Origin of the sequence: Sodalis sp. RH14 (assembly GCF_047324285.1) — a bacterium.
Classification (GTDB): Bacteria; Pseudomonadota; Gammaproteobacteria; order Enterobacterales; family Enterobacteriaceae; genus Acerihabitans.
Map to the genome: position 1 here is coordinate 5,838,323 of NZ_CP178739.1, position 22,176 is coordinate 5,860,498.

Here is a 22,176-nt window from a genome sequence, read left to right on the forward strand (position 1 = left end):
CGATGAACAGACGTTCCCTTCTCAAGACGATGGCGATTCTCGCCGCGGGGGCTTCCAGCTCGCTGATGATCGGCGGCCAGAGGCTGGCCTTTGCCGCGGATAATAAAAATAAGATCCTGCGGGTGCAAAACGACCTGGATATTACCAACCTCGATCCGGCCAACCGCAGCGGCTGGTATGACGAAATGGTGATGTTCGCGGTGTACTCCGGCCTGTGCCAGTACAAGGCGGGCACCGAGTGGGGCTGGCAGTTGGATGCGGCTGAATCGCTGGAGCAGGTGGACCCGCTGACGGTGCATTTCAAGCTGAAGCCGGGCATAAAATGGACCGGCGACTTCGGCGAGATGACGGCGGAGGATGTTAAATACTCTTATGAACGTTTCCTTGACCCAAAACTGTCCGCCATCTATGCCTCCGACTGGGAGGCGTTGGATCACGTGGAAATCAAGGGCACCTATGAGGGCGTTATCCATCTCAAGCACCCGTTTGCGCCGTTGTTCACCAGCACTCTGCCGCACGCCTCAGGCCTGATCGTCTGTAAAAAAGCGGTGGAAGCCGCCAAGGACAAAAAAATCGCCACCGATCCGCTGGCGTCTTCCGGCCCGTATAAGATTGGCGAATGGCTGCCGCGCGAGCGGCTGACCCTGGTGCGCAATGAAAAATGGAGCGGCCCGCACAGTTTTTATGATCAGATTCAACTGGTGCCGATTGGCGATTTGAACACGGCGGAAATCGCCTTTGAAGCCGGCGATCTGGATATGACCAAAATCAACATCAGCGCCATACCCAAGTACCAGGGCGGCGTTGAAGGCACCACGCTTACCGTGCGGCCGGCGCTGGCCTATACTTGGCTCGGCATGAACGTTGATCATCCGCTGCTGAAAGACCTGCGGGTGCGCCGGGCCATCCAGCAGGCGATCGACGTGCCGTCCATCCTGGATGCCGCCTTCGGCGGCGCGGTGAAACCGGCGTTTGGCCTGGTGCCGCCGCCGCTGCCCGGCGCGCGCGGCAAAAATATCTATCCGTACTCCCCGGAGGCCGCCAAAAAGCTGCTCAAGGAAGCGGGCGTGTCCAATCTGCAACTGCGGCTGGACTTAACCACCTCCACCGACGGCGGCACCGTGGCGCAGGTGATCCAGGCGCAGCTGGCCGAAGTGGGCATCACGCTTAAAATCAATCAGATGGATGGCGCCGCTTTTGTCGCCGCGGGCCAGGAGTCCGAAGGCACCGCCTGGAAGGACGCGCAGCTGCGCATGACCACATTCACCACCGCGCCGGACGCCAGCTGGGTTACCGCGTGGTTTACCTGCAGCCAGGTGGGCATCTGGAACACCCAGCGCACCTGCGACAAGGCATGGGATCAGTTGAATCTTGAGGCGGCCAATGAGCTGGATCAGGCTAAGCGGGCCGCCATGTACGTCAAGCTGCAGGATCAGTTGGAAGAGACCGGCGCCTATGTCTTTTTATATCACGGCAGCAACGCCTGGGTGACACCCGCCGCTATCCATGGCGCCTGGACGCCCGACGGCCAGTGGCCGTTGTTCCGCGAAATCAAAAGCGTCTGATCGGCCGGTTTTACCGCCCGGGCGGGTAGCGCCGGGCTTTATCACTGAAAAAAAGAATATCGGCCCGGGCTGTTGAGTGCGCCCGGCGCCGGATGTGGGAGCTTCCTTGACTACTGCCCGTATTCCCCTCGCCCCGAAAAAAAGCGTACGCACCGCCGCCAGCGCACTGAGACATCCCAACTACCGACGGTTTTTCGGCGGTCAGCTGTTATCGGTGATTGGCAGCTGGATTCATACCATCGCCCTGGGCTGGCTGATTTGGCGACTGGGCGTGTCGTCGCCGGTGATGCTCGGGCTGCTGGCGTTTTGCAGCCAGGGACCCATTCTGCTGTTTGGTTTGTTTACCGGCGTTATCGTCGATCGCTGCGATCGGCGCCGTCTGGTGCTGGCCACGCAAATCGGCCTGACGCTGCTGGTGGCGCTGCTGTCGATACTGACGTTAAACCATTGGATTACCGGGGAAATCGCTATTGTCATCGCCCTCGGCCTGGGCCTTATCAGCGCGTTTGATCTGCCGGGCCGGCAGTCGCTGGTGGTCGACCTGGTTGAATATAACGACCTGGGCAACGCGCTGGCGCTGAACTCGGTTATTTTTAACGGCGCCCGCCTGATTGGACCGGCGCTGGGCGGCGTGCTGGTGGATACCGTCGGGGAAGGGTGGTGTTTCGCCTTTATCGCCGCCTCTTATGTGCCGCTGATTCTGTTTTTATCCACCATGCGTATTCCGCAGCGTCCACCGGTAACGCGCGACGGCAACCTGCTGACGGAAATGGCGGAAGGGTTGGCCTTTCTGCGCCAGGATCCCGACGCCCTGCGCATCCTGCTGCTGGTCGGGCTGTGCAGCCTGACCAGCGTGCCCTATTTTTCCTTTCTGCCCATGCTGGCGGATACGGTGTTGCAAGGGGGCCCCGCCGGGTCGGGCATTTTAATGAGCATTACCGGCGTTGGCGCGCTTATGGCCGCCCTGCGCCTGGCATGGAGCAGCGATATCGGCAAGATGCGCCCCTGGCCGATGTGGGCGGCGCTGATGCTGGGCATCTCGCAGATATGCCTGGGCCTGTCGCATCTGTTCTGGCTCAGCGCCCTGATAGCCGCGCCGATAGGCTATGCCATATTGACCCAGAACCTCAGCTCGAACTCGCTGCTCCAGCACCGGGTGCCCGACGCCCTGCGCGGCCGGCTGATGTCGTTTTATTCCATGATGCTGATAGGCACCGTGCCCATCGGCGCCATTATCTGCGGCGGCGCGGCCGAACTGCTCGGCCTGCCGCTGACCATGATCATCGGCGGCCTGGCATGCCTGGCGGGCGTCGCCGCCATTGCCGGCTGGGACCATTTCGGCGCCCGGCGCAACGCATGATTTCCCCTTTTCAGCCCTTATCGCCGGGAGGCACCCGCATGTCTGACATCGTTGAACCATCACTCGTGGTACCGCCATATCGCCAAATCGTTATTCCGCTGTCGGATGGCGTGCAGCTCGCCGCCCGGCTATGGCTGCCGGAAGGCGCGGCGCGAGTCCCCCTGGTGCTGGAATGGATCCCGTACCGCCAGTCCGATAATACGGCGGTGGGGGATGCGATGATCCATGGTTTTTTCGCCGCCCACGGCATGGCCGCCATGCGTATCGACCTGCGCGGCAGCGGCAACTCCACCGGGCTGCTGCAAGACGAGTATCTGGCCCGGGAGCAGGACGACGCGGTGGCAGTCATCGCCTGGATTGCCGCCCAGGAATGGAGCAACGGCAGCGTCGGCATGATCGGCATCTCCTGGGGCGGTTTTGCCGCGCTGCAAATCGCCGCCCGCCGCCCGCCGGCGTTGAAGGCCATTATTACCTGCTGCTCCACTGACGATCGTTATGCCGACGACGTGCATTTTATGGGCGGGGCGCTGCTGACCGACGGGCTGCAATGGGGCAGCGGCTTGTTTACCCAACTGGGACGGCCGCTGGACCCGGCCCATGTGGGCGAAAGCTGGCGCGATCTGTGGCTGGAACGCCTTAACGGCATGGAGCCGCCGCTTGGCCGGTGGCTGGCGCATATGGAGCGCGACGATTTCTGGCGGCATGGTTCGGTGTGCGAAAACTACGATGATATCCAATGCGCGGTCTATGCGGTGGGCGGCTGGACCGACGGTTATTCAGACGCCATTCTGCGCCTGATGGCTAATCTGAAGGTGCCGCGCAAAGGGCTAATCGGTCCCTGGACCCATATCTATCCCAACTGGGGCACGCCGGGGCCGGCTATCGACTTCCTCGGCGTTTGCCTGCGCTTCTGGCGGCAATGGCTGCTGGGGGAGGAGACCGGCATCATGGACGAGCCGATGCTGGATCTCTGGCAGGGGGAAAACCTGCGTTCCGAACCGTCGTCGCTGACCCTGGACGGTCATTGGATCAGCGCGCCGGGCTGGCCGGTGGGATCGCAAACCCGGGATTTCTACCTGTCCGGCGGCGGGCTAGCCGACAGCGCGCCCGCGCCCGCCTCACCGCGGGTGATAGCCACGCCCATGCACTGCGGCCTGATGGGCGGCGAATGGTGCCCGCTGGACGGCGGCGGCAATGCCCCTGAATTCCAGGCCGATCAGCGCCAGGACGATGGCCTGTCGGTCTGTTTTGATACGCCGGTCCTCGGCGAACCGCTGACCCTGTGCGGCAAAGCCGGGCTGGAGGTGGATATCGCCTTTGACAGCCCCTCCGCCATGCTGATATTGCGCCTTAACGAGGTGGCGGCCGACGGCCGCTCAGCCCGCATAACCTTTGGCATTCACCGGCTGGTGCGTCCCGATGTGCCGGCGGGGCAGGCTTTCCGCGTGGTTTTGCCGTTGAAAGGCGTGGCCTACCGTTTCTCCGCCGGTTGCCGGATACGTCTGGCGCTCTCCACCACCTATTGGCCGATGGCCTGGGCGGAACCGGGGCAGGGGCCGGTTACGCTGTGGCCGCACGGCGCGGTGTTGCGCCTGCCGTCCCGGCCTGCCGGCGTAGTGGATCGCGCGCGGCCGTTTGGCCCCGCCCGCTCGGCACCCGCGCTTGCGCATGAAGTGCTGGCCCCGGAAATCACGTCGCGCCAGGCGCTGTGGGACGCGGCCAGCGGCACGCACCGCCTGACCATGGATGCCCAGCGACAGCAAACCCGTATCGGCGAGCTGAGTTTTGACGGCGAGGGCCATGAGTCTTACGTCATTGGCGCCACCCCTGAAAGCGCCCGCTGGGAGGCGGTGCGGATGCAGCGTTACACCCGGCCCGGCTGGCATATCGCGCTACGCAGCGAAACCTCCCTGGCCTGGAAGGACGGCGGCCTGATCCTGACCTCGGCTTATGAGGCGCGGGAAAACGGACAGGTGGTGTTCGAGCGGCGATGGGAACAACACTTCGCCGCCAGAATTAGCGGCAAACGCGGCTGATTACGTTACTATGGTGAACATGACGGGCTTATTGGTACGTAACCGGATTCAGTAATATGCAGTCAAACGACCCCATCGTGTTCACTTTCCTGCTGGGTCATGATTTTTCCATGATGAGCCTGGCATCGGCTATCGAGCCGCTGCGCTCCTATAACCGGCTCTACGAGGCGAAAACCTTCGCCTGGCACCTGGCCAGCCTGGCCGGGGAGCCGGTCGAGGCGGCCAACGGCATTCCCTTTCCTACCGTGCCGGTTAACGATGTGCTGCCGGTGTCCCACTATCTGTTTATCTGCGGCGGCGAACGCGTGGTGGCGCCCAGGTTCGAGCGCGGCTACCTTAAGGCGGTGCGGCAGGCGGCCCGGGCCGGACTGTTTATCGGCTCGCTGTCCACCGGCACCTTTCTGTTGGCCAAATGCGGCCTGCTGAAGGGATATCGCTGTACTATCCATTGGGAAAGCCGCACGGCGTTCGGGGAAAGTTATCCGGAGATTAACTGTACCCGCAAAATCTTCGAGATCGATCGCAACCGGCTGACCTGCTCCGGCGGAACGGCGGCGATGGATATGATGCTGACCCTGATTGCCGAGCGTTATGGCGACGATCGCGCCACCGCCGTCGCCAATCAGTTCCATCATGAACGCATCCGCAGCGCCGCCGACGATCAGCGGGGCGGCCGCCCCACCCAGGGACCGATCCCGGCGACGCTCGCATCGGCCATCGCCATTATGCAGACCCATATCGAAGACCCCCTGCCGCTGCCGGATATCTCGGCACGGGTAGGTATCGGCAGCCGCCAGCTGGAACGCCTCTTCGCCCGGTATTTCGCCAGGACGCCGCAGCGCTATTATCTGGAGCTGCGCCTGGAGCAGGCGCGGGAAATGCTGATCTATTCCGACCTGTCGATTATCGATATCGCGGTATCCGTCGGCTTCAGTTCCACATCGCACTTCGCCGGCGGCTTCAGGCGCGCGTTCGGCGTCCTGCCGTCGGATATGCGGCGCGCCAGGCATGCCCGAAACCGCTGATGCCGCTCAATACCGCGGCGGACCTGCCGCTGTGGCGCCAGCCCGCATCCCGCGGCAACGCTTGGCCGGCGCTCGGCCGGTCATATCGAAAGTCAAATCCGGACGGATTTAATAAAGATCGGCCCTGCGGTCCGCCAGATAAGGATGGTCGCGCCGCCAGGCTTTTAACGTTTCCAGGCTGATTTGCGCCGTGATAAACGCCGCTGCGCCGGAGGACGCCGTCGCGATAATGGCGCCGTCCGGGCCGGCTACGCGGCTTTGCCCGACGCAGGGGAACGCGCCGCTGTCGTCGCCGCGATTGGCAAACGCGACAAAACAGCCGTTTTCATAGGCGCGGGCGGGCACCGTATGGCGCGGCACCACGTCATAACCGACGCTGGTGGCGCTGACGCACAGCAGGCAATCCATGCCGTTTGCCGCCAGAAAACGCGCCGCTTCGGGAAAATCCAGGTCGTAGCAGATAAGCAAACCAAAGTTCACCCCCTCAAGCACCACGTTGACCAGGCGTCCGCCGGGACGGAACAGCGTGGTTTCATAACCGGACCACAGATGGACCTTACGGTAATTCGCCAGCACCCGGCCATGGCGATCGATCAGGCGCAGCGCATTGTACAGCCCGTCGGCGCCCTGCTCGGCATAACCGAAGGCCAAGGCCTGCCGTTTTTCCCGCGCCAGCTCCGCCAGCGCCCGCAGGATGGCGTCGCCCTGCGCCAGCGCCATTTGGCGGATGCGTTCGGGTTCGTCATAACCGCACAGGGCCAGCTCCGGCAGCATCACCAGATCGGCCTGCGGCAGGGCCTCCATCGCCGCGCGTACCCATGCCACGATCTCCTCCCGCCCGCCGGGCGCGCCGGCGACCTGGGCGATACCGATGTTCATGGCATCTCTCCGTCAGGAAGGGCGGCGGGGAAAAAGGGGAAATACTCATCCCAGCGGCGCGAAAAGAAGGGCTGGTCATGATCAAACGCGTCCAGGCTGGATTCGAGCCGCCACCCGTCGTTATCCGCGCTCAGGCGGTGGGTCACCTCCAGCCTGGCATGCCAGTCGCCGCGCTGGAAACCGGCGCTGCGCACCGCCTGCGAGGTGGCGGATAACGGGTCGAGGGCGTTCACTTTATAGGTTTCCCGGCCCAGGGCATCCAGGCGCAGGCCGGTTTCTTCCAGCATCAGCGCCCCCAGGTTGCGCACCACTTCCAGGGTGGTGTCGCCGTCATCCATATCCCGGATCAGGCGCAGGCGCCCCCGCTGCGGCGGCACCAGAACCCGTGCGGGCACGGCCGGCGGCGACCAGGGCGCGCCCAAATCCGGCGCGGCGCAGGGGGCCGTGGCCTCGCCGCGCAGCGGCAGGTCAATAGCGCCGCCGTGCAGCGTCAGGACCGCGCGCGCCGGGAGAGGCGCGGCCAGCGGCCAGTAGGCGGTGGAAACGGCCACGCGCAGGCGAAAGCCGGCGGGCAGCTCAAACGCGACGGCCTTAAGCGGCAGCCGGACGGTATAACGCTCGCCGGGCACCAGCGGCTCGCAGCGATCGTGGCCGTTACGCTGGGCCAGGTTGAGCAGACCGTAGGTGATACGGATAGAGACGCCGTCCGGGCCCACCGCGTTCAGGCGTACCGCAATCATGGCCTGCCGTCGATCGGCGGCCAACTGAATATTGATGACCGGCCGGCCCACGATTTGCAGCGCCGCCACCGTTGCCGGGCCGTCAAAACAGGCGGAGCCGGCATCATCCCCGCGCTGGTCGCCGGGCATATCCGGGCCCCACCCATAGGGGCACCATTCGCCCGAGGCGATACCGGTGGTGGCCGGCGAGCAGACGCTGACGGCAAACGGCTCCGGCGCGTCCTCGCGCAACCCCCCGGGAGAGAGGTGCAAGCGCCGCGGGACTGTAGCGCCGGCGGGCCATTGACGCTCGGCGGCCCACCGGCCGCGCCGCACGGTATAACGGGCGCGGGGAGGTTCCGCCTCCTGCAGCCAGTAGGTCAGCATCGGTTCGTCCATGATGCCGGTCGGTTTATTGCCGAGCCAGTGATCGAACCAGCGGGTGACATAACCGATAAAATCAATTTGCGGCCCCGGCGTGGCGATATGGGGGAAGGCGTGTCCCCAGGGGCCGATCAGCCCTTTACGCGGTCCGGACAGGTTTTCCAGCAGGCGCAGTACGGTATTGGTATAGCCGTCCGCCCAGCCGCCGATCGCCAGTACCGGTATCTGGATAGCGGAATAGTCCTCGCACACCGATCCGCTGCGCCAATAGTCATCACGCACCGCATGTCGCATCCAGCGCGCGGCGGGCGGCGGGTCCATGGCCTGGAGCCGTTCCAGCCACATCTCCCGCCAGCGTTCACCGACGATGGCGGGATCGGGCGGTGTCGGCGTCCAGGTAAACAGCGTGGCGCCGTATTGCAGGTTATCGTTAAGCAGCACGCCGCCCATATAATGCATATCGTCGGCATAGCGGTCATCGGTCGAGCAGGCGGTGACAATTGCCTTCAGCGCAGGCGGGCGCAGGGCGGCGATTTGCAGCGCGTTAAAGCCGCTCCAGGAAATGCCTATCATACCCACCGCGCCCGCGCACCAAGGCTGCGCGGCAATCCAGGCAATCACTTCACAGGCATCCGCCCATTCCTGCGCCGTATATTCGTCGTTCATCAGGCCGTCGGAATCGCCCGCGCCGCGCATATCGACCCTGATCGCGGCATAACCGGCGCCGGCCAGCGCCGGATGCAGGATGGCATCGTCGCCGCGATGGCGATCCCGCCGCCGGTAGGGCAGGTATTCCAGTATCGCCGGCACCGGTTCCGGGCTGTCCGGCAGCCAGAGGCGCGCCGCCAGCCGGCAGCCGTCCGCCAGGGTAATCCATACCGTTTCCTCTATCCGCATGGGCATTTTTCCGCGCTGGTCGTCATGGTTCTATCTTTACACAGCGGCAGGCGCGGGCCATGATGAATACGACAAGATTTGCCATAAATACGACACATTTTCCAGCCGGGGCCGGGGGGGAGGTCGTCCCTGCCGCGTGCGCGGCCTGGTAAGCATACCCTATTGTCCCGCGGGAAATTGACGTACTATATTCGGCGGGACGCATCGCGCCTTAGGGACGGCATGCCCTGCCAAGCGAGTGCGCGCCGGATTTGCGGCCATCTCAAACAGCGCCGGCGTTAATGACACCGCGCCGGCATCTCTTCAAGCCCGACCCTTGCTGTAGGAATCCGATGAACCTGGACTGGTATGACTGGCACCAAAGCGAACTGACGCCACAGAGACTGTATGACATCCTGGCCTTTCGTAACGCGGTGTTTATTATCGAGCAAAATTGCATTTACCAGGATGTGGACGGCCGGGATCTGGTGGGCGACAACCGCCATGTGGCGGGTTATCTGGACGGTGAGCTTAGCGCGTATGCCCGTATTCTGGATGAGGGTGACCAATTGGCCATCGGCCGCGTCATCGTGGCGGCCAAGGCCCGCGGCATGAACCTGGGCCTGCAGTTGATGGCGCGTGCGCTGTCGGCATGCGCGGCGCATTGGCCTGAACGGACCGTTCATCTGTCCGCCCAGGCGCATTTGCAGCCGTTTTATGCCCGGTTAGGTTTCCGCGCGGTAACGGAGGTGTATGACGAAGACGGCATACCCCATATCGGCATGGATAATTACCGGCCGCCGTCAGCGTAAGCAGGGTCCCGCTAAACCAGCAGCCCGCGGCGCAGGCTTCTCGATGACAGCATTATCATCGTCGGGCCGCGCCGCCGGCCCGGGATAAATATATCGGCATTATTCCCATTGCGATAAGCTCATTTCAGCGACGATGCCCGGCCCGAAACCCGCGATTATTGCTTTGCCTCCTGCGCTGAATACGCTGGATTCATGCATTCGCCGGTAGGCTTCGAATACCACGGAACTGGCGATATTGCCGCAATTCACCAGCGTGTCGCGGCTAAATGAAAATTGCTCCCTTTGTACGCCCAGATATTTACACAAATCATCCAGTATTCTTGGTCCGCCCGCATGGATAATATAATAATCAAGCTTGTCGATCTCCCAGCCATGCTTCTGGGCAAACTCCGTCATCACCGGCGCCAGGGGTTTCATCGTACCCGGCACGCGTTTATCCAGCCGGAAATGGAAGCCGGTATCTTTTACGGCGTAGCGGATCCATTCATCGGTCTGCGCAATGAGATAACTGCAGTTGCGCTGTAGCTCCAGCCCGTGGCCGGAATGGGAGGTGACCGCCGCCGCGGTTATCGCATCGCCAAACAGGCCGTCGGAAAGAAGACTGCCGATATCATCGTCGGTAGGCTGGTAGCTTAGCGAACAGAATTCGCAGCTGACGATCAATACATTGCTGCCGGGATGCGCGCTGATAAAATCAAGCGCCCGGTTTATCGCAGCGCCGCCCGCGGCACAGCCCATTTGTGATATAGGGATTTGCACGGTATCAAGCGGCATGCCCATTTTATTGATAAGCCATGCGGTCAAGGACGGCATCAAAAAGCCCGAGCAGGAAACATAAATTATCGCTGAAACATCCCTGGCGGAAATATCCGCATGGCTCAGGGCTTCTTCAATCACACCCGGAACAAGCCGTTTTGATTGATATTCAAAAATCGCATTCCTGTAACCAAAGCCAGGATGAAGGGATGCAAGCTCAATGGGTTGAATGATATGTCTTTTTTTAACTCCGGTGTGGGTGATGAGTTCGATTGCCTTGTCCAGGTTGGGACTGTCCTTGAATTCCCTTTTCGCTAATTCAATCGTATCTTCCAAGGTAATAACATATTCCGGAAGGTAAATGGCTGGTTTGTGCAGTGTAGGCATTTTTTGTATGGCTCCATAATATCTTTATAATAAGTTAATGCGCTGAATGACATCTCTAATTAATAAAAATTAACCGCTTTAAGATTGGTTGTCCGCAATCAGTTTGTCAATCCTGATAATCCATTGCAGATGGAAAAAATGTTATTTTAAAAATGGCACAATTTTTATTAAATGAGTTGTGTTGACCTGTTTTTTCAGGAGAGGGCTGATTAAGGATCGGGAATAAATATCGGCTTAACTCGTCAGAAATAATTCTTTGCACATAATATTTTCTTATGGAATATGCCTTATTTTTATATATCGGCATTATGTGTTAAATAAACTCATTAGCAATGATATTGGCAATAATAACAGAGGTTAACCAGTCGAATATACTATTACCGATATGAAAAATAGGGTAAAATATAGGCTCTGTTAGGCGAGAAATGACGTGCATAGTGTGGCGATATTATAAAAAATATATATTGATATTTTCATGATAAGTTAATTAATTATTAATATGTCATGGTGTGAAACCCGCTACCGTTGCCTGAAAAAGGGTGAAAACCACCACCGCCAACACGCCAACACGCCAACACGCCAACACGCCAACACGCCAACACGCCAACACGCCAACACGCCAACACGCCAACACGCCAACACGCCAACACGCCAACACGCCAACAAAGGCGGATGGCGGTGGCTTAATCGTTACCCAGGCGAAGCAGCGCGATCAGGCCCATCAGGACGATGGTAAACGTAATGGCCAGGCTGGCGTCGGCATTGCGGGTCAGCCAAAAAATAGCCTGAGTGCCGCCTTCACCCAGCGCGCCGGAAAATGATAATAATCCGAGGTAAAATGTCTTGCGCTGGGTAAATCGGGTCCGCATGGCCAGACCGTACAACTGCCCGAAGGCGAGATAGCCGCCGAAGGCCAAGACCGACAGCGCAAACAGCAGAATATAAAAATTATGCTGACACAGTACGAATAACAGCAATGCCGCCAGAATCGCCATCAAGCCGATACCGGCATTAAACGTCGTGTTATGCTGGAATAGATTGATATGTTTGAGCAGGAAGAACAGCGCCACAACGACGACGGCATCAAACGATAGCCAGATATTTACACCGTCCCGCCCCAGGAAATGTGCATCAAGCGAGGGCAAAATGATATAAACAACAGAACAGGCCGCCCATACGGAAAGCACCGCGACCCAAATAAGGAAAAACCTTTTATCAAAACTTGGCAGCTTATCGCATCCCATGATGCGATGCTCCTGTGAGCCAACCTGGCCGAGACGGAAAAAATTACCAATAAACATCATTAAAATTAATAGAATAACCGTCATCATGCCTTGGTAGAATCGGGTGGGAAAAAAAGCGAAAAATGGACTAATAAATGCCGACGCATTTATCAGCATTAAGTGAATATTGAAAATATCATGATTGACGCTATTCCCCGCCAGCATTTTGGCATCCCGATCGGCTGATTCAATCAAGCTCACCATCATCGTGGCGGCGGCCCCGCCGCCAATGCCCGCCAGCAGCGCGAAGCCATATGACCAATGCGGAACCTGGACGTAGGCCATAAACAGTAAGGATGCCGATTCAATTATTATCCCAGTGATAAAGATCAGTTCCCGCCGGATAAACCGGCTCAGGTAACTGAACAGTAGCGGCGTGCAGCGGTACATAAATAGGAGAAATGAGTAAAATAATCCCGTTTGTGCAATACTCATTTGTCCGGCGCCTGTCATTTTCAACGGTAAAACAATCGCGACGCCGAGAAAGAGCAGGCGTTCTAGAAAATGCGCGGATAGCAAATTAAACAAACGGTATCCCGCAAGCCTGATGACCCTTTCATTTTTTCCGGCAACATTTCCTTTGTTTAATAAGTTTAACATCAGTAATTATACACTCTTCTCAGGTCGTTTTTTTGGCTATAAAAATCGACTATCTGCCTATCCTCCTCATTGAGCATTTCAATGAGGCTGCAAATATGTACTAATATCACATTCTGCTCTTCAGCGGAGATGACTGGGATCTCCTTCAGCAGGTTCAGCGTGATAAGGCCATGCTCTCCTTCTTCATTGATATCAGAATGTTTTATTATTGGCGTATAGAAATTTTCCGGAAGGCCATTTTTAATGCAAGCGTTAATGAATGCTTCATTAAAAATATGGCTTGGCGTTTCAAACAACAACAGCGCACAAATGAAGCTTAATAAATGCTGCCTGGCATAGACGCCAAGGCTGGCATTGGCCATAAAAGTAGCAGGTAACGGCTGGCGGGCTGATAAAACCGATTCATCAATGCCAACCGTATCAAGGCAGGCTATTAGCATTTTATCATGATCATATTCCTCGACAAACAGGTTTAACAGCCGGTTGCGGATAGGGTTATTGACGTTATGGCTTAAGGCGGGCGCAATAATCGCCGGGGACATGTGTACCAGATGATAGTACTCCATGGCAAAACCTATTATTTCATTATTGGTAATTTTACCAGAAAGCATTCTGCTATAAAATGGTGAATCACCAGCATTATATTGCCACTTTCTGATGACGGGTATCAGGCGAGAGTAATAAAAATCATCCCCGCTGAGCGCTCCGGAGGGTTGTGTTTGCATACCGTCGTCTATCAGCCCCAGTTGGTCGAGGTGTTTGATAACGTCATTGCAGCTGAAACTTTCTTCTTCAGGGAATTTTTCTATCAATTGCAAGATATTGTATTTACCTTTGGCTAAGGTTTTCAGAAAGGCAAGCAGGCTGTTTTTGGCTTCCGTTCCTACGGTAATGTCGCAACCCTGCTCATGGTAGTGCAACGAAATCCCGCTATCAATAACCGTAATGGCGACCCCTTTCCTGAGCCGTGGTAAACAGAAAAAATTGTTCATAAGAGATATCCTCCCTTGCTGGGTTATATCGATCGCACAAGGCTGGTGGCATCAGAATAATGCTCCCAAATGGCACGATAATAGGCGTCGTATAATTCTACAAAAAGGTGGGTTTGCCTTTTCATCCTGATCAAATTTTCTCTAGATACTACGGGGATGGTTGATAGTAACTGTCGGCCAAAGCTGGCATGGTTATGTTCAATATTTATCAGCGAATGAGATTTTATTTTTTCGATAAATTGGGCATCCATCTTGCCGGATTTTTCCATGGCAATGACATAGCTGTCTACCGCGCAGTCTTTACCCTCCAGTACTTCCATGGTGCTAAAGAAGAACAGCGGATCGCTGGCCGACCAATAGGCGAGGGAATTGGCCAGCCCCAGCGTTTCCGGCAGCGGGACCGACGCGATGATATTGTTTTCGTCAATACCGAGTAATGCCAACGCTGAAAGGATAATCTCAGCATGGCCATGCTCGCTGCAAAAGACGGCGTTCATTGCCTGCCGGGTCTTCCTGCATCCGTGGAAATAAAGGGCATGGGCATCGAACGAGCTGCCACGGGCAAGCAAATGATAATTTTCAATCGCCATACCGATAAAGACATTTTCCGGCACGTCATCGGGTTCATTACATTTTTGCCAGAATATGTTGTTATATAATGATTTATCCATCAGACGATTTTGGAGATCTTCTATTTCGAGTATGGCCTGTTTTCCGGTGATAAACTCTGTTGGAATGTTTCTGGTGAGCAACCCAGATTCAGACAGGCATTCTATCAGCAAGGTGGCGTCTTCACAGGTCAGGTGGGTTTTGTTTTTCTTAATGATGTCAGGAATGGATGTTTTTCCATCTAATAATAACAAGAATTCATAGGCTTCGTTTGGCGTCACCGGTAATACGTTAATGGTGAACTCATCTTCATCAGTGATCGCCAATAAATGATTGTTAGACAATGAAAGCGTACAATTTAAATGGGGACAGTAGTTTAAGTCGCTCATGACAATGACTCCATGAAGAAAGGCATCTCATGGAGATGCCTTATTGGTTTGGGTTATCATAGGTGCGATGGCATCAGGACAGGACGGGTTTTTTTAGCCACAATGATAATTTTGCGTTTAGTCATATTCATGATTGCTTCTCCTTTGGGTTAAAATGCGTGCCGGCTATCAACACGCACGTGATATTTAATTTATTTTGCAATGTAAAGTGGTAAAATATCTATTTAAATTATTATTGAAGTCAATATGCGCGTAAAAATACACAGTTATTTATAAAGATAATAATAAATAAGTAATAATAATAGTATTTATTTTATTGTAATAAACTTTGCTTTTGTAATGACTTATGATGGATAACCCTTAAATGTGGCCAATGACTTTACCCTAAATCATAGGAATGAAGATTGCAATATCAAAATTAAATTAACTGCTCTGATAGAGGAAGTGTTAATTTTTACCCTTTCTTCCGCGAGTATTCTAAAATCAAGTGAAACATAATTTATGTGATTATATAATTTGCTAATTGAATAGAGTGCTGTTGCAGGCCGGATTAATTTTCTTGCAGCGCGAGATGAATCATCTCATTATTCACTGTGTGGTACGCTTGTTACGCTGCCTGTAATTATGCACGATAAACAACCCATCAGCTGCTGCCATGGCCTTGTCGTGGGCACGCCGCGGGCGGCATTTCACCGTATGAAGGTTTTTGCGCGCCACCCGCCGGCTATCTACCCTTTTTGGAACAGTTCGAACCGGCCCAAGGCCTCGTCGATGGCAATGCGCAGATCCGGCCGCGGCTCCGTGAACCAGGTCCACTTTTGTACCATTAGCCTGCCCGCAGGACGATCCATCTTGAGATCGAGCGCGGCCACGATCTCATCCCCTACCAGCACCGGCAGCGCAAAATAACCCAGTACCCTTTTATCGGCGGGCACATAGGCCTCGAACCGATGTTCATACCCAAAAAACAGGTGTAGCCGCTTGCGCTGGATGATCAGGGGATCGAAGGGTGACAGAATGGCGGTACGGGGAGTCACTAACGGTTCAATGCTATTTTCCAGCGCCGCCGGAACGACCCAATGCTGGCTTTTCGCGTGGTTCTCGATATGGACCGGCACCAATTGCTTTTTCTTTACCGCCGCGTCAATCAGCGTACGCACCGCCGCCTTGGCCCCGGCATTGCCGAAACAAATGGAATCCAGGCTGACCATGCCCTGGGAACGCACGGCGCGCGCCAAAAGATAGTGGGCGAACTGCTGGGCGGTTGCCGGGCGGGGCCGGCGGGGCCAAGCGAAATGGCGGGCGGATAAATCATAGCTTTTTAGCATGCCGGTGCGTTTGCTCACCGTCAGGTCGCCGCTGAAAAAGCCATAACGCAGCGCGCGCCGTGACGGCTTGCGGCTGCCCCACGGATGCGTCTTCTCAACCAGCACGTCATCGTTGATATCCCGGATCGACAGCGCCCCGTCGTCACGGATGCGTTTTAGCAGCGCGGCGTAATGCTGTGCATCCATGTCGGCATACGACGCATGAGGCCTGGCGCGAAACTGATTCATGGCCGGCAGGTACATGCGGTAATCCGACGTCGGCACGTAGGCCAGGGCATGTGTCCAGTATTCAAAGACCGATTTAGCCTCCGACTGGGACTGCTCAAGGTCGACGCGTCGATAGGCGGGAATACGGGTATGGAGAATATGATGGTGGCTGCGCTCGATGACGTTGATGGTATCGATCTGCACATACCCGAGATGTTTGGTGGCTAAACGTACGGCGTCAGGCCCTTCGCCGAAAGGGGCGGGGATATCGAGCCGCTGCGCCCGCAGCCAGATCGCGCGGGCCTGCCGTGCGGTTACCGGGATAGAAGATAGGGTCATAATGTTAGCTTTTCACCATGATGGGAAAAATGCCGGGCATGGTTCACCTGAGCGTGATTGACGGGTTAAACAGGTTATGCGGGTCAGCATCAGGCGGTTTTATTTCGCCGACTGTATGACGGTATATTACTGGCCTATTTTACGCTTGTCTGCACCCTCCGCGCTTTTCACCACGGTGGTGCGTCCGTCCCTTTTTAGTGCAGACATACCTTTTGTCGCGCGTTTTAAAGAGGTTAATAACCCGAGGGTACCCAGGTAAAAACCAGTATTCCCGTGTAATGGGATTCTGTTCCCATACTGTGGCATGGATCCTGCTTGCCAAGGTTACGTCCTTTGCTCAATACGAAGCCGCCGATGTCCATTAACTCAGCATCTATGCCGGTCCAGGGTCGGGAAAATATTTCCTCCCATGAACGTGTTTTAATGATTTTAAAAGTGCTGGCGCAATTTGGCCGTCCGGTCAACGCGGCGGAGTTAATGAAGGCGACCGGCCTGGCCAAGAGTACGCTTTACCGCCAGTTGGTGATGTTGAAGCGTTGGGGGTTTGTTTTTGAATCAGGCAATTTATATGCCCCCGGCCCGGTCAGCCTGCAGCTCGCCCTGGGCTTTAACACCGTGTCGCTGCTGACGCACCATGGCCGGCCGGAAATGCAATGGCTTTCGGATCTTGCACGTGAAACGGTGGCCATCACGGTTGCCGTGGATGCCCAGGCGGTCTGCGTCGATATGATCGAGGCGCCCCAGTCTCTGCGCTGCTCTTTCGAAAAAGGACGCAGCCTGCCGTTAAGGGATGGCGCCACCGCTAAATGTCTGTTGGCCCACCTGCCTGACCTGCAACAGCAATCTATCCTGCAGGCGGAATTTCCCGATCCGGCCGAGAGAAACGACAGGCTGGCGCAATTACAGGACATCCGTACCCAAGGTTATGCCTGCAGCCAGGGTGAGGTTGACGACGGCGTCTGGGGGATTAGCGCACCCTTGTTTGCCTCCGGCGCGTTTGTGCTGGGCGTGTTATCGCTGATGGCGCCTTGGCAACGGGCCGTTGACCGGCAGTCGCAATTGATAAGCATCGCCATCGAGGCCGCGGGACGTATCAATAAGCGCCTGCGGACAAGCTGATTTTTACTCTTTTATTCATTCAAAAGGAAAGAACCATGTCCATTATCCGTCCCGTTTTAGCCCGCCTGTTTGTCGCCGGCATGTTATGCCTGTCCGCAACGTCTTTTACCCAGGCCGCCGAACCGATTAAAGCGGTTACAGACGCCACTTTCCCGCCCATGGAATATATGGAAAACGGAAAGTTTGCCGGGTTTGATATCGAGCTGGTCGAGGCGATTGGCAAGGTACTTAACCGGCCCATCGCCTGGACCAATGTGGATTTTAAAGGACTGGTGCCCAGCGTGACCGCCAACCGGGCCGATATCGCCGTCTCCGCTATCTATATCACCCCGGCGCGCGCGGAAGTCGTCGACTTTACCCACGCTTACCTGAGCGGCGGCCTGGTGGCGATGGTCAAAGAGGACAACACGACGATCAAAACCCTGGATGACCTGAAAGGCAAAAAAATAAGCGTCCAGGTGGGGACCAAATCGGTGCAATGGCTGCACGACAATATTCCGTCGGCCCAATTGGTCGAGGTGGAGAAAAACCAGCAGATGTTCAGCCTGGTGGATATCGGACGTGTCGATGCCGCGGTCACCGGCAAACCGGCGGCGTTCCAATATGCGCGCACCAAAGGCGGCGTCCGGATATTGGCCGATCAGCTGACATCCGAAGAATATGGTATTGCCGTACAGAAGAACCAGCCAAAGCTTACGGCGGAGATCAACGGGGCGCTTGACCAGCTCAAGGCCAACGGTACTTATGCCGCCCTGGTGCAAAAATGGTTCCCTACCGCTGCCAAGTAAGCATGGCGCGATGAGGCATTGGCATCCTGTATTCGGCTGTTACGCTTTGATGTAACTCTTTGTATCCGAGGCACAATCGACGGAAATACTATGACCCTAGACCTGAACTTTTCACCCGTCTTTGCCGGGGCCGGACTGTTGCTTCAAGGCACGATAGTGACCGTTGAAATCACGCTTTGCGCATTGCTGTTGAGTTGTACGCTTGGATTGCTGTTAGGCATCGGCCGTCTCAATCCCGAACGGCGCGTTATCTATGCCCTGTGCAGCGCCTACGTCGCGTTGATCAGGGGCACGCCGCTTCTGGTGCAGCTGTTTATTTGGTATTACGGCCTTCCCCGGCTTGGCCTGGTGCTGCCGTCGTTTTTCTGCGGTGTTATCGGCTTGGGATTGTATTCGAGCGCCTACGTGGCGGAAGTGGTGCGCGGCGCGATCCAGTCCATCGAAAAAGGGCAGAATGAAGCGGCGCGATCGTTGGGTATGTCCGGCGGCCAGGCAATGTACAAGATTATCCTGCCGCAGGCGGTTATCCGGATGATACCGCCGCTCGGCAATGAGTTTATCGCGTTAATCAAGAATTCGGCGCTGGTGTCGCTTATCACCATCCAGGATGTGATGCAGGCGGGCTCGACGATTATCAGTAACTCTTACCGGGATCTGGAAACCTATCTGGTGATTGCCGCCGTGTATTTTTTCCTGACCGGAATCTCAGTGCTGGCGTTGCGTTATTGTGAACAACGGCTCAAATCGAAGGGGGCGCTGCAATGACAGAATCACGCGCTATGGGCAATCCCATTATCAGGATCCGCCGTCTCGGCAAACGCTTTGGCGCCAACCGGGTGCTTAACGGTATCGATTTTGAGGTCTTCCCCGGCCAGGTGGTCGTGATTATCGGGCCCAGCGGGTCGGGCAAAAGCACTTTCCTGCGCTGCTGCAACGGGCTTGAGCAAGCGGAAGAAGGCGACATTGAGATTTGCGGCAGCACCCTGATAAAACAGGGGAAAATGTTGCCTGACGTTGAGCTTAACGAACTGCGCAAAAACGTCGGCATGGTTTTCCAGTCGTTTAATTTATTTCCTCATCTGAGCGTACTGGACAATATTTGCGTCGCTCCCCAGATGCTGCGTAACCTTAAAAAAACCGACGCCCGGGCGCAGGCGGTTAAACTGTTGGGCAAAGTCGGTTTGGCAGCCAAAGCGGATGCCATGCCCAACAGCCTGTCCGGCGGTCAAAAACAGCGGGTCGCCATTGCCCGCGCGCTGGCGATGGAGCCGCTGGTGATGCTGTTCGACGAGCCGACGTCCGCGTTGGATCCCGAACTGGTGGGCGAGGTGCTGCGGGTCATGAAAATGTTAGCCCAGGACGGCATGACCATGATTGTGGTGACGCATGAAATGGCCTTCGCCCAGGAAGTGGCCGATGTGGTGGTGGTCATGGACGGCGGGGTGATAATCGAGGCGGGCCCGCCCGCCGCTATTTTCGGCGCGCCGAGGGAAGCGCGGACCAGGACCTTCCTGCAAAGCGTACTGTCCCGCGCATGACAGCCCCGGCGCCGCTGCGCCATCGGCCGGCGGTCTGCCATGAGCGCTCCCGACCTGATGTGCCGCCGCCTGCTTCCGCGCTGCGCAAGGGCGTATTCAGCACGTCAGCACTATTTTTCCGAACGGGCCGCGATCGAGATGATCCAAGGCATCGGGCAGTTGATCGAATCCGTATTGCCGGTCGATCACCGGCTTCAGGCCGATAGTATCCACGGCGCGCACCAGATCTTCCAGCGCGCGTCGGTGGCCGACGCCAATGCCCTGGATGACCGGCGATTTCAGCAGCAATGGGCCGCCGGGGCCGCTGATGTCAAATCCCTCAAACACGCCGATCGCTGAAATAGTACCGTGGACGGCCACCGCGCGAATCGAATTCGCCAGGTTGGGGCCGCCCACGGTATCGATAATATGGTCGATGCCCCGGTCCTGCGTCAGGCTATAAACCGATTCCACCCAATCGCCGTTCAGGCGGTTGATGCCGTAATCGGCGCCCAGGGCCTTGGCGCGGGCCAGCTTTTCATCGCTGCCGGAGGTGACGTACACCGTTGCGCCGTGCGCTTTGGCAATCTGCAGGGCCAGCAGCGCCACGCCGCCGGTGCCCTGCACCAGCACCGAGTCCCCGGCGCGCAGGCGGCCGCGCTCCACCAGGGCGAACCAGGCGGTCAGACCGGCGCAAGGCAGGGTACTGGCCTGCGCGTCGTCAAGCGTGGCGGGGGAGGCGGATACCCAGTCTTCATGCAAAATCACATATTCCGCCAGTACGCCTTGCAGGGCGCCACCCAGGGTAATATAGGGCGGCGTGCGGGCATTACCCCCTGGCTTCCCGTCGATCCAGCCGGGCGTAAAATTCGATATCACTCGATCGCCGGCCTTGAACCGGGTGGTGCCCGCGCCGGTGGCATCAATCACGCCGGCCATATCCGACGCCGGGGTAAACGGCAGCGGCAGATCCAGCCCCATGCCGGTTTCGATAGCCAGCTTATCGCGGTAATTGAGGGAAACGGCGTTCACTTTTACCCGGATTTCACGCGGTCCCGGCTGCGGGACGGCGATCTCGGTCAGCTTAAGATTTCCACGCCCAATAGCGTCCATCGTCCAGCGTTGCATGGTGTCGGCCATGATGTCCTCCTGATAATAAAATGTGTTACGTCAGGATAGCGTTGATATCACGTCGCCAGTGGCGATAATATTTCCAATTATTGTTTCCAAAAAGGCGACAACCCATGACGGATCGGCTGAAAGGTATTTCGGTGTTTGTCACCTCGGTCGAAGCGGGCAGTTTTGCCCTGGCGGCCAGCCGGCTGCATCTCTCCCGTTCGGCGGTGGGCAAGACCATAGCCCGGCTTGAGCAGCGCCTCGGCGTACGTTTGTTCCAGCGCACCACCCGCAGCCAAAGCCTGACCGCTGACGGCGCGTTATTTTACGAACGCTGCCAGCGGGCGCTGGAGGAGATCCACACCGCCGAAACCTTGCTGGAAACCGGTAAACAGCAGGTCAGCGGTCGCTTACGGGTATCAATGCCGGTGCTGTTCGGCCGTCTGTGCGCCGCGCCGCTGTTGATCGAGCTGACACGGGAGCATCCCGGGCTGGAGCTGGAGCTTTCGTTCAGCGATCGCATCGTGGATTTGATCGAGGACGGCTACGATTTGGCTATCCGCAACGGGCCTTTACCCGACAGCGCCCGGCTGGTGGCGCGCCGTATCGGCGATCACCGCATGACCTTCTGCGCCTCGCCCGGTTACCTGGCACGGGCCGGCACGCCGCATACCCTTGCGTCACTGGCCCGCCTTGAGACGGTGGCTTATTTGCGCGCGGGAATGTTACAGCATTGGCAGGTTAGTCTGCCCGACGGCACGGTGGAAGAAGTGGTGCCAAAAACGCGTCTGTTAATGGATGATTTACAGGCGATCGCGGATACCGCCGCCGCCGGCTTCGGTATTGCCTGGCTGCCCTGCTGGCTGGTACGGCAACGATTGCAGCAAGGTGAATTGGTCCAGGTACTGGCGGAATACGCGGGCGTTTTTTTTCAGTCCTATGCCGTATGGCCCAAGACCACTCACCTGCCGCTGAAGGTCCGGCTGGCGGTGGACCGTCTGGCGGAGAGATTGGCGACCAGTATGAGTTTGTCGCCTGATCTCTCGGCCGCGGCTGAATAGAAACAGCGTCCAATGCTTGCCGGACAATG

Annotated in this window: 18 protein-coding genes; 10 read left to right on the top strand and 8 right to left on the bottom strand. The window is 57.2% G+C overall.

The annotated features are described in order from the left end of the window. The first annotated feature begins 2 nt into the window (after window positions 1-2). The 4 genes from ACL2XQ_RS26545 to ACL2XQ_RS26560 all read left to right on the top strand — a co-directional run bounded on the left by ACL2XQ_RS26545 (window position 3) and on the right by ACL2XQ_RS26560 (window position 5,986). Window positions 3-1,565, top strand: a complete 1,563-nt coding sequence (locus ACL2XQ_RS26545) for an ABC transporter substrate-binding protein (protein ID WP_410012800.1) — start codon at window positions 3-5, stop codon at window positions 1,563-1,565. 106 nt (window positions 1,566-1,671) lie between these two features. Further along, complete coding sequence (locus tag ACL2XQ_RS26550) at window positions 1,672-2,925, top strand: MFS transporter (RefSeq protein WP_410012799.1); 1,254 nt, start codon at window positions 1,672-1,674, stop codon at window positions 2,923-2,925. A gap of 38 nt (window positions 2,926-2,963) precedes the next feature. Further along, entirely contained in the window at window positions 2,964-4,961 is a 1,998-nt protein-coding gene (locus ACL2XQ_RS26555; RefSeq protein ID WP_413739873.1) for a CocE/NonD family hydrolase, read from the top strand. A gap of 56 nt (window positions 4,962-5,017) precedes the next feature. After that, on the top strand, window positions 5,018-5,986 hold the full coding sequence (locus ACL2XQ_RS26560; RefSeq protein ID WP_410012797.1) for a GlxA family transcriptional regulator: 969 nt from the start codon (window positions 5,018-5,020) through the stop codon (window positions 5,984-5,986). A 108-nt stretch (window positions 5,987-6,094) separates the two neighbouring features. Here ACL2XQ_RS26560 and ACL2XQ_RS26565 read toward each other — a convergent pair whose 3' ends face one another. Both ACL2XQ_RS26565 and ACL2XQ_RS26570 read right to left on the bottom strand, forming a co-directional pair. Then, window positions 6,095-6,865 (bottom strand): nitrilase-related carbon-nitrogen hydrolase, encoded by a 771-nt coding sequence (locus ACL2XQ_RS26565; RefSeq protein ID WP_413739874.1) that lies wholly within the window; start codon window positions 6,863-6,865, stop codon window positions 6,095-6,097. After that, window positions 6,862-8,865 carry a CocE/NonD family hydrolase gene (locus ACL2XQ_RS26570; RefSeq protein ID WP_413739875.1) on the bottom strand — a complete coding sequence of 668 codons (2,004 nt, stop codon included), beginning with the start codon at window positions 8,863-8,865 and terminating at the stop codon, window positions 6,862-6,864. Before ACL2XQ_RS26570 ends, ACL2XQ_RS26565 begins: the two co-directional genes overlap by 4 nt. Window positions 8,866-9,197: 332 nt before the next feature. Between ACL2XQ_RS26570 and ACL2XQ_RS26575 the strand changes: the two genes are divergently transcribed. Continuing rightward, entirely contained in the window at window positions 9,198-9,656 is a 459-nt protein-coding gene (locus tag ACL2XQ_RS26575; RefSeq protein ID WP_413739876.1) for a GNAT family N-acetyltransferase, read from the top strand. A 99-nt stretch (window positions 9,657-9,755) separates the two neighbouring features. Here the strand turns inward: ACL2XQ_RS26575 and ACL2XQ_RS26580 are convergent, their stop codons facing one another. The 5 genes from ACL2XQ_RS26580 to ACL2XQ_RS26600 form a co-directional block, all read right to left on the bottom strand. Beyond that, the gene (locus ACL2XQ_RS26580) at window positions 9,756-10,799 is read right to left on the bottom strand and encodes a type III polyketide synthase (RefSeq protein WP_410012793.1); all 1,044 of its coding nucleotides are present in this window, start codon (window positions 10,797-10,799) and stop codon (window positions 9,756-9,758) included. Window positions 10,800-11,482: 683 nt separating this feature from the next. After that, the gene (locus ACL2XQ_RS26585) at window positions 11,483-12,682 is read right to left on the bottom strand and encodes a hypothetical protein (RefSeq protein WP_413739877.1); all 1,200 of its coding nucleotides are present in this window, start codon (window positions 12,680-12,682) and stop codon (window positions 11,483-11,485) included. Continuing rightward, window positions 12,682-13,674, bottom strand: a complete 993-nt coding sequence (locus ACL2XQ_RS26590; RefSeq protein ID WP_413739878.1) for an iron-containing redox enzyme family protein — start codon at window positions 13,672-13,674, stop codon at window positions 12,682-12,684. Before ACL2XQ_RS26590 ends, ACL2XQ_RS26585 begins: the two co-directional genes overlap by 1 nt. Before the next feature lie 23 nt (window positions 13,675-13,697). Then, window positions 13,698-14,672 carry a hypothetical protein gene (locus ACL2XQ_RS26595; RefSeq protein ID WP_410012790.1) on the bottom strand — a complete coding sequence of 325 codons (975 nt, stop codon included), beginning with the start codon at window positions 14,670-14,672 and terminating at the stop codon, window positions 13,698-13,700. A 728-nt stretch (window positions 14,673-15,400) separates the two neighbouring features. Further along, window positions 15,401-16,546 carry a winged helix-turn-helix domain-containing protein gene (locus ACL2XQ_RS26600; protein WP_413739879.1) on the bottom strand — a complete coding sequence of 382 codons (1,146 nt, stop codon included), beginning with the start codon at window positions 16,544-16,546 and terminating at the stop codon, window positions 15,401-15,403. A 423-nt stretch (window positions 16,547-16,969) separates the two neighbouring features. Between ACL2XQ_RS26600 and ACL2XQ_RS26605 the strand changes: the two genes are divergently transcribed. From ACL2XQ_RS26605 to ACL2XQ_RS26620, 4 genes are all read left to right on the top strand, one after another. Then, window positions 16,970-17,665 carry an IclR family transcriptional regulator gene (locus ACL2XQ_RS26605; RefSeq protein ID WP_413739880.1) on the top strand — a complete coding sequence of 232 codons (696 nt, stop codon included), beginning with the start codon at window positions 16,970-16,972 and terminating at the stop codon, window positions 17,663-17,665. A gap of 35 nt (window positions 17,666-17,700) precedes the next feature. Then, window positions 17,701-18,453, top strand: coding sequence for a transporter substrate-binding domain-containing protein (locus ACL2XQ_RS26610; protein ID WP_413739881.1), 753 nt, complete (start codon window positions 17,701-17,703; stop codon window positions 18,451-18,453). A gap of 90 nt (window positions 18,454-18,543) precedes the next feature. Beyond that, on the top strand, window positions 18,544-19,218 hold the full coding sequence (locus tag ACL2XQ_RS26615; protein WP_410012786.1) for an amino acid ABC transporter permease: 675 nt from the start codon (window positions 18,544-18,546) through the stop codon (window positions 19,216-19,218). Between the two features lie 26 nt (window positions 19,219-19,244). After that, complete coding sequence (locus tag ACL2XQ_RS26620) at window positions 19,245-19,991, top strand: amino acid ABC transporter ATP-binding protein (protein ID WP_413723522.1); 747 nt, start codon at window positions 19,245-19,247, stop codon at window positions 19,989-19,991. 96 nt (window positions 19,992-20,087) lie between these two features. Here the strand turns inward: ACL2XQ_RS26620 and ACL2XQ_RS26625 are convergent, their stop codons facing one another. After that, entirely contained in the window at window positions 20,088-21,110 is a 1,023-nt protein-coding gene (locus ACL2XQ_RS26625) for a zinc-dependent alcohol dehydrogenase family protein (RefSeq protein WP_413739882.1), read from the bottom strand. Window positions 21,111-21,214: 104 nt separating this feature from the next. Here ACL2XQ_RS26625 and ACL2XQ_RS26630 point away from each other — a divergent pair, with 104 nt between their 5' ends. After that, the gene (locus tag ACL2XQ_RS26630; protein WP_413727426.1) at window positions 21,215-22,147 is read left to right on the top strand and encodes a LysR substrate-binding domain-containing protein; all 933 of its coding nucleotides are present in this window, start codon (window positions 21,215-21,217) and stop codon (window positions 22,145-22,147) included. Window positions 22,148-22,176: the final 29 nt, after the last annotated feature.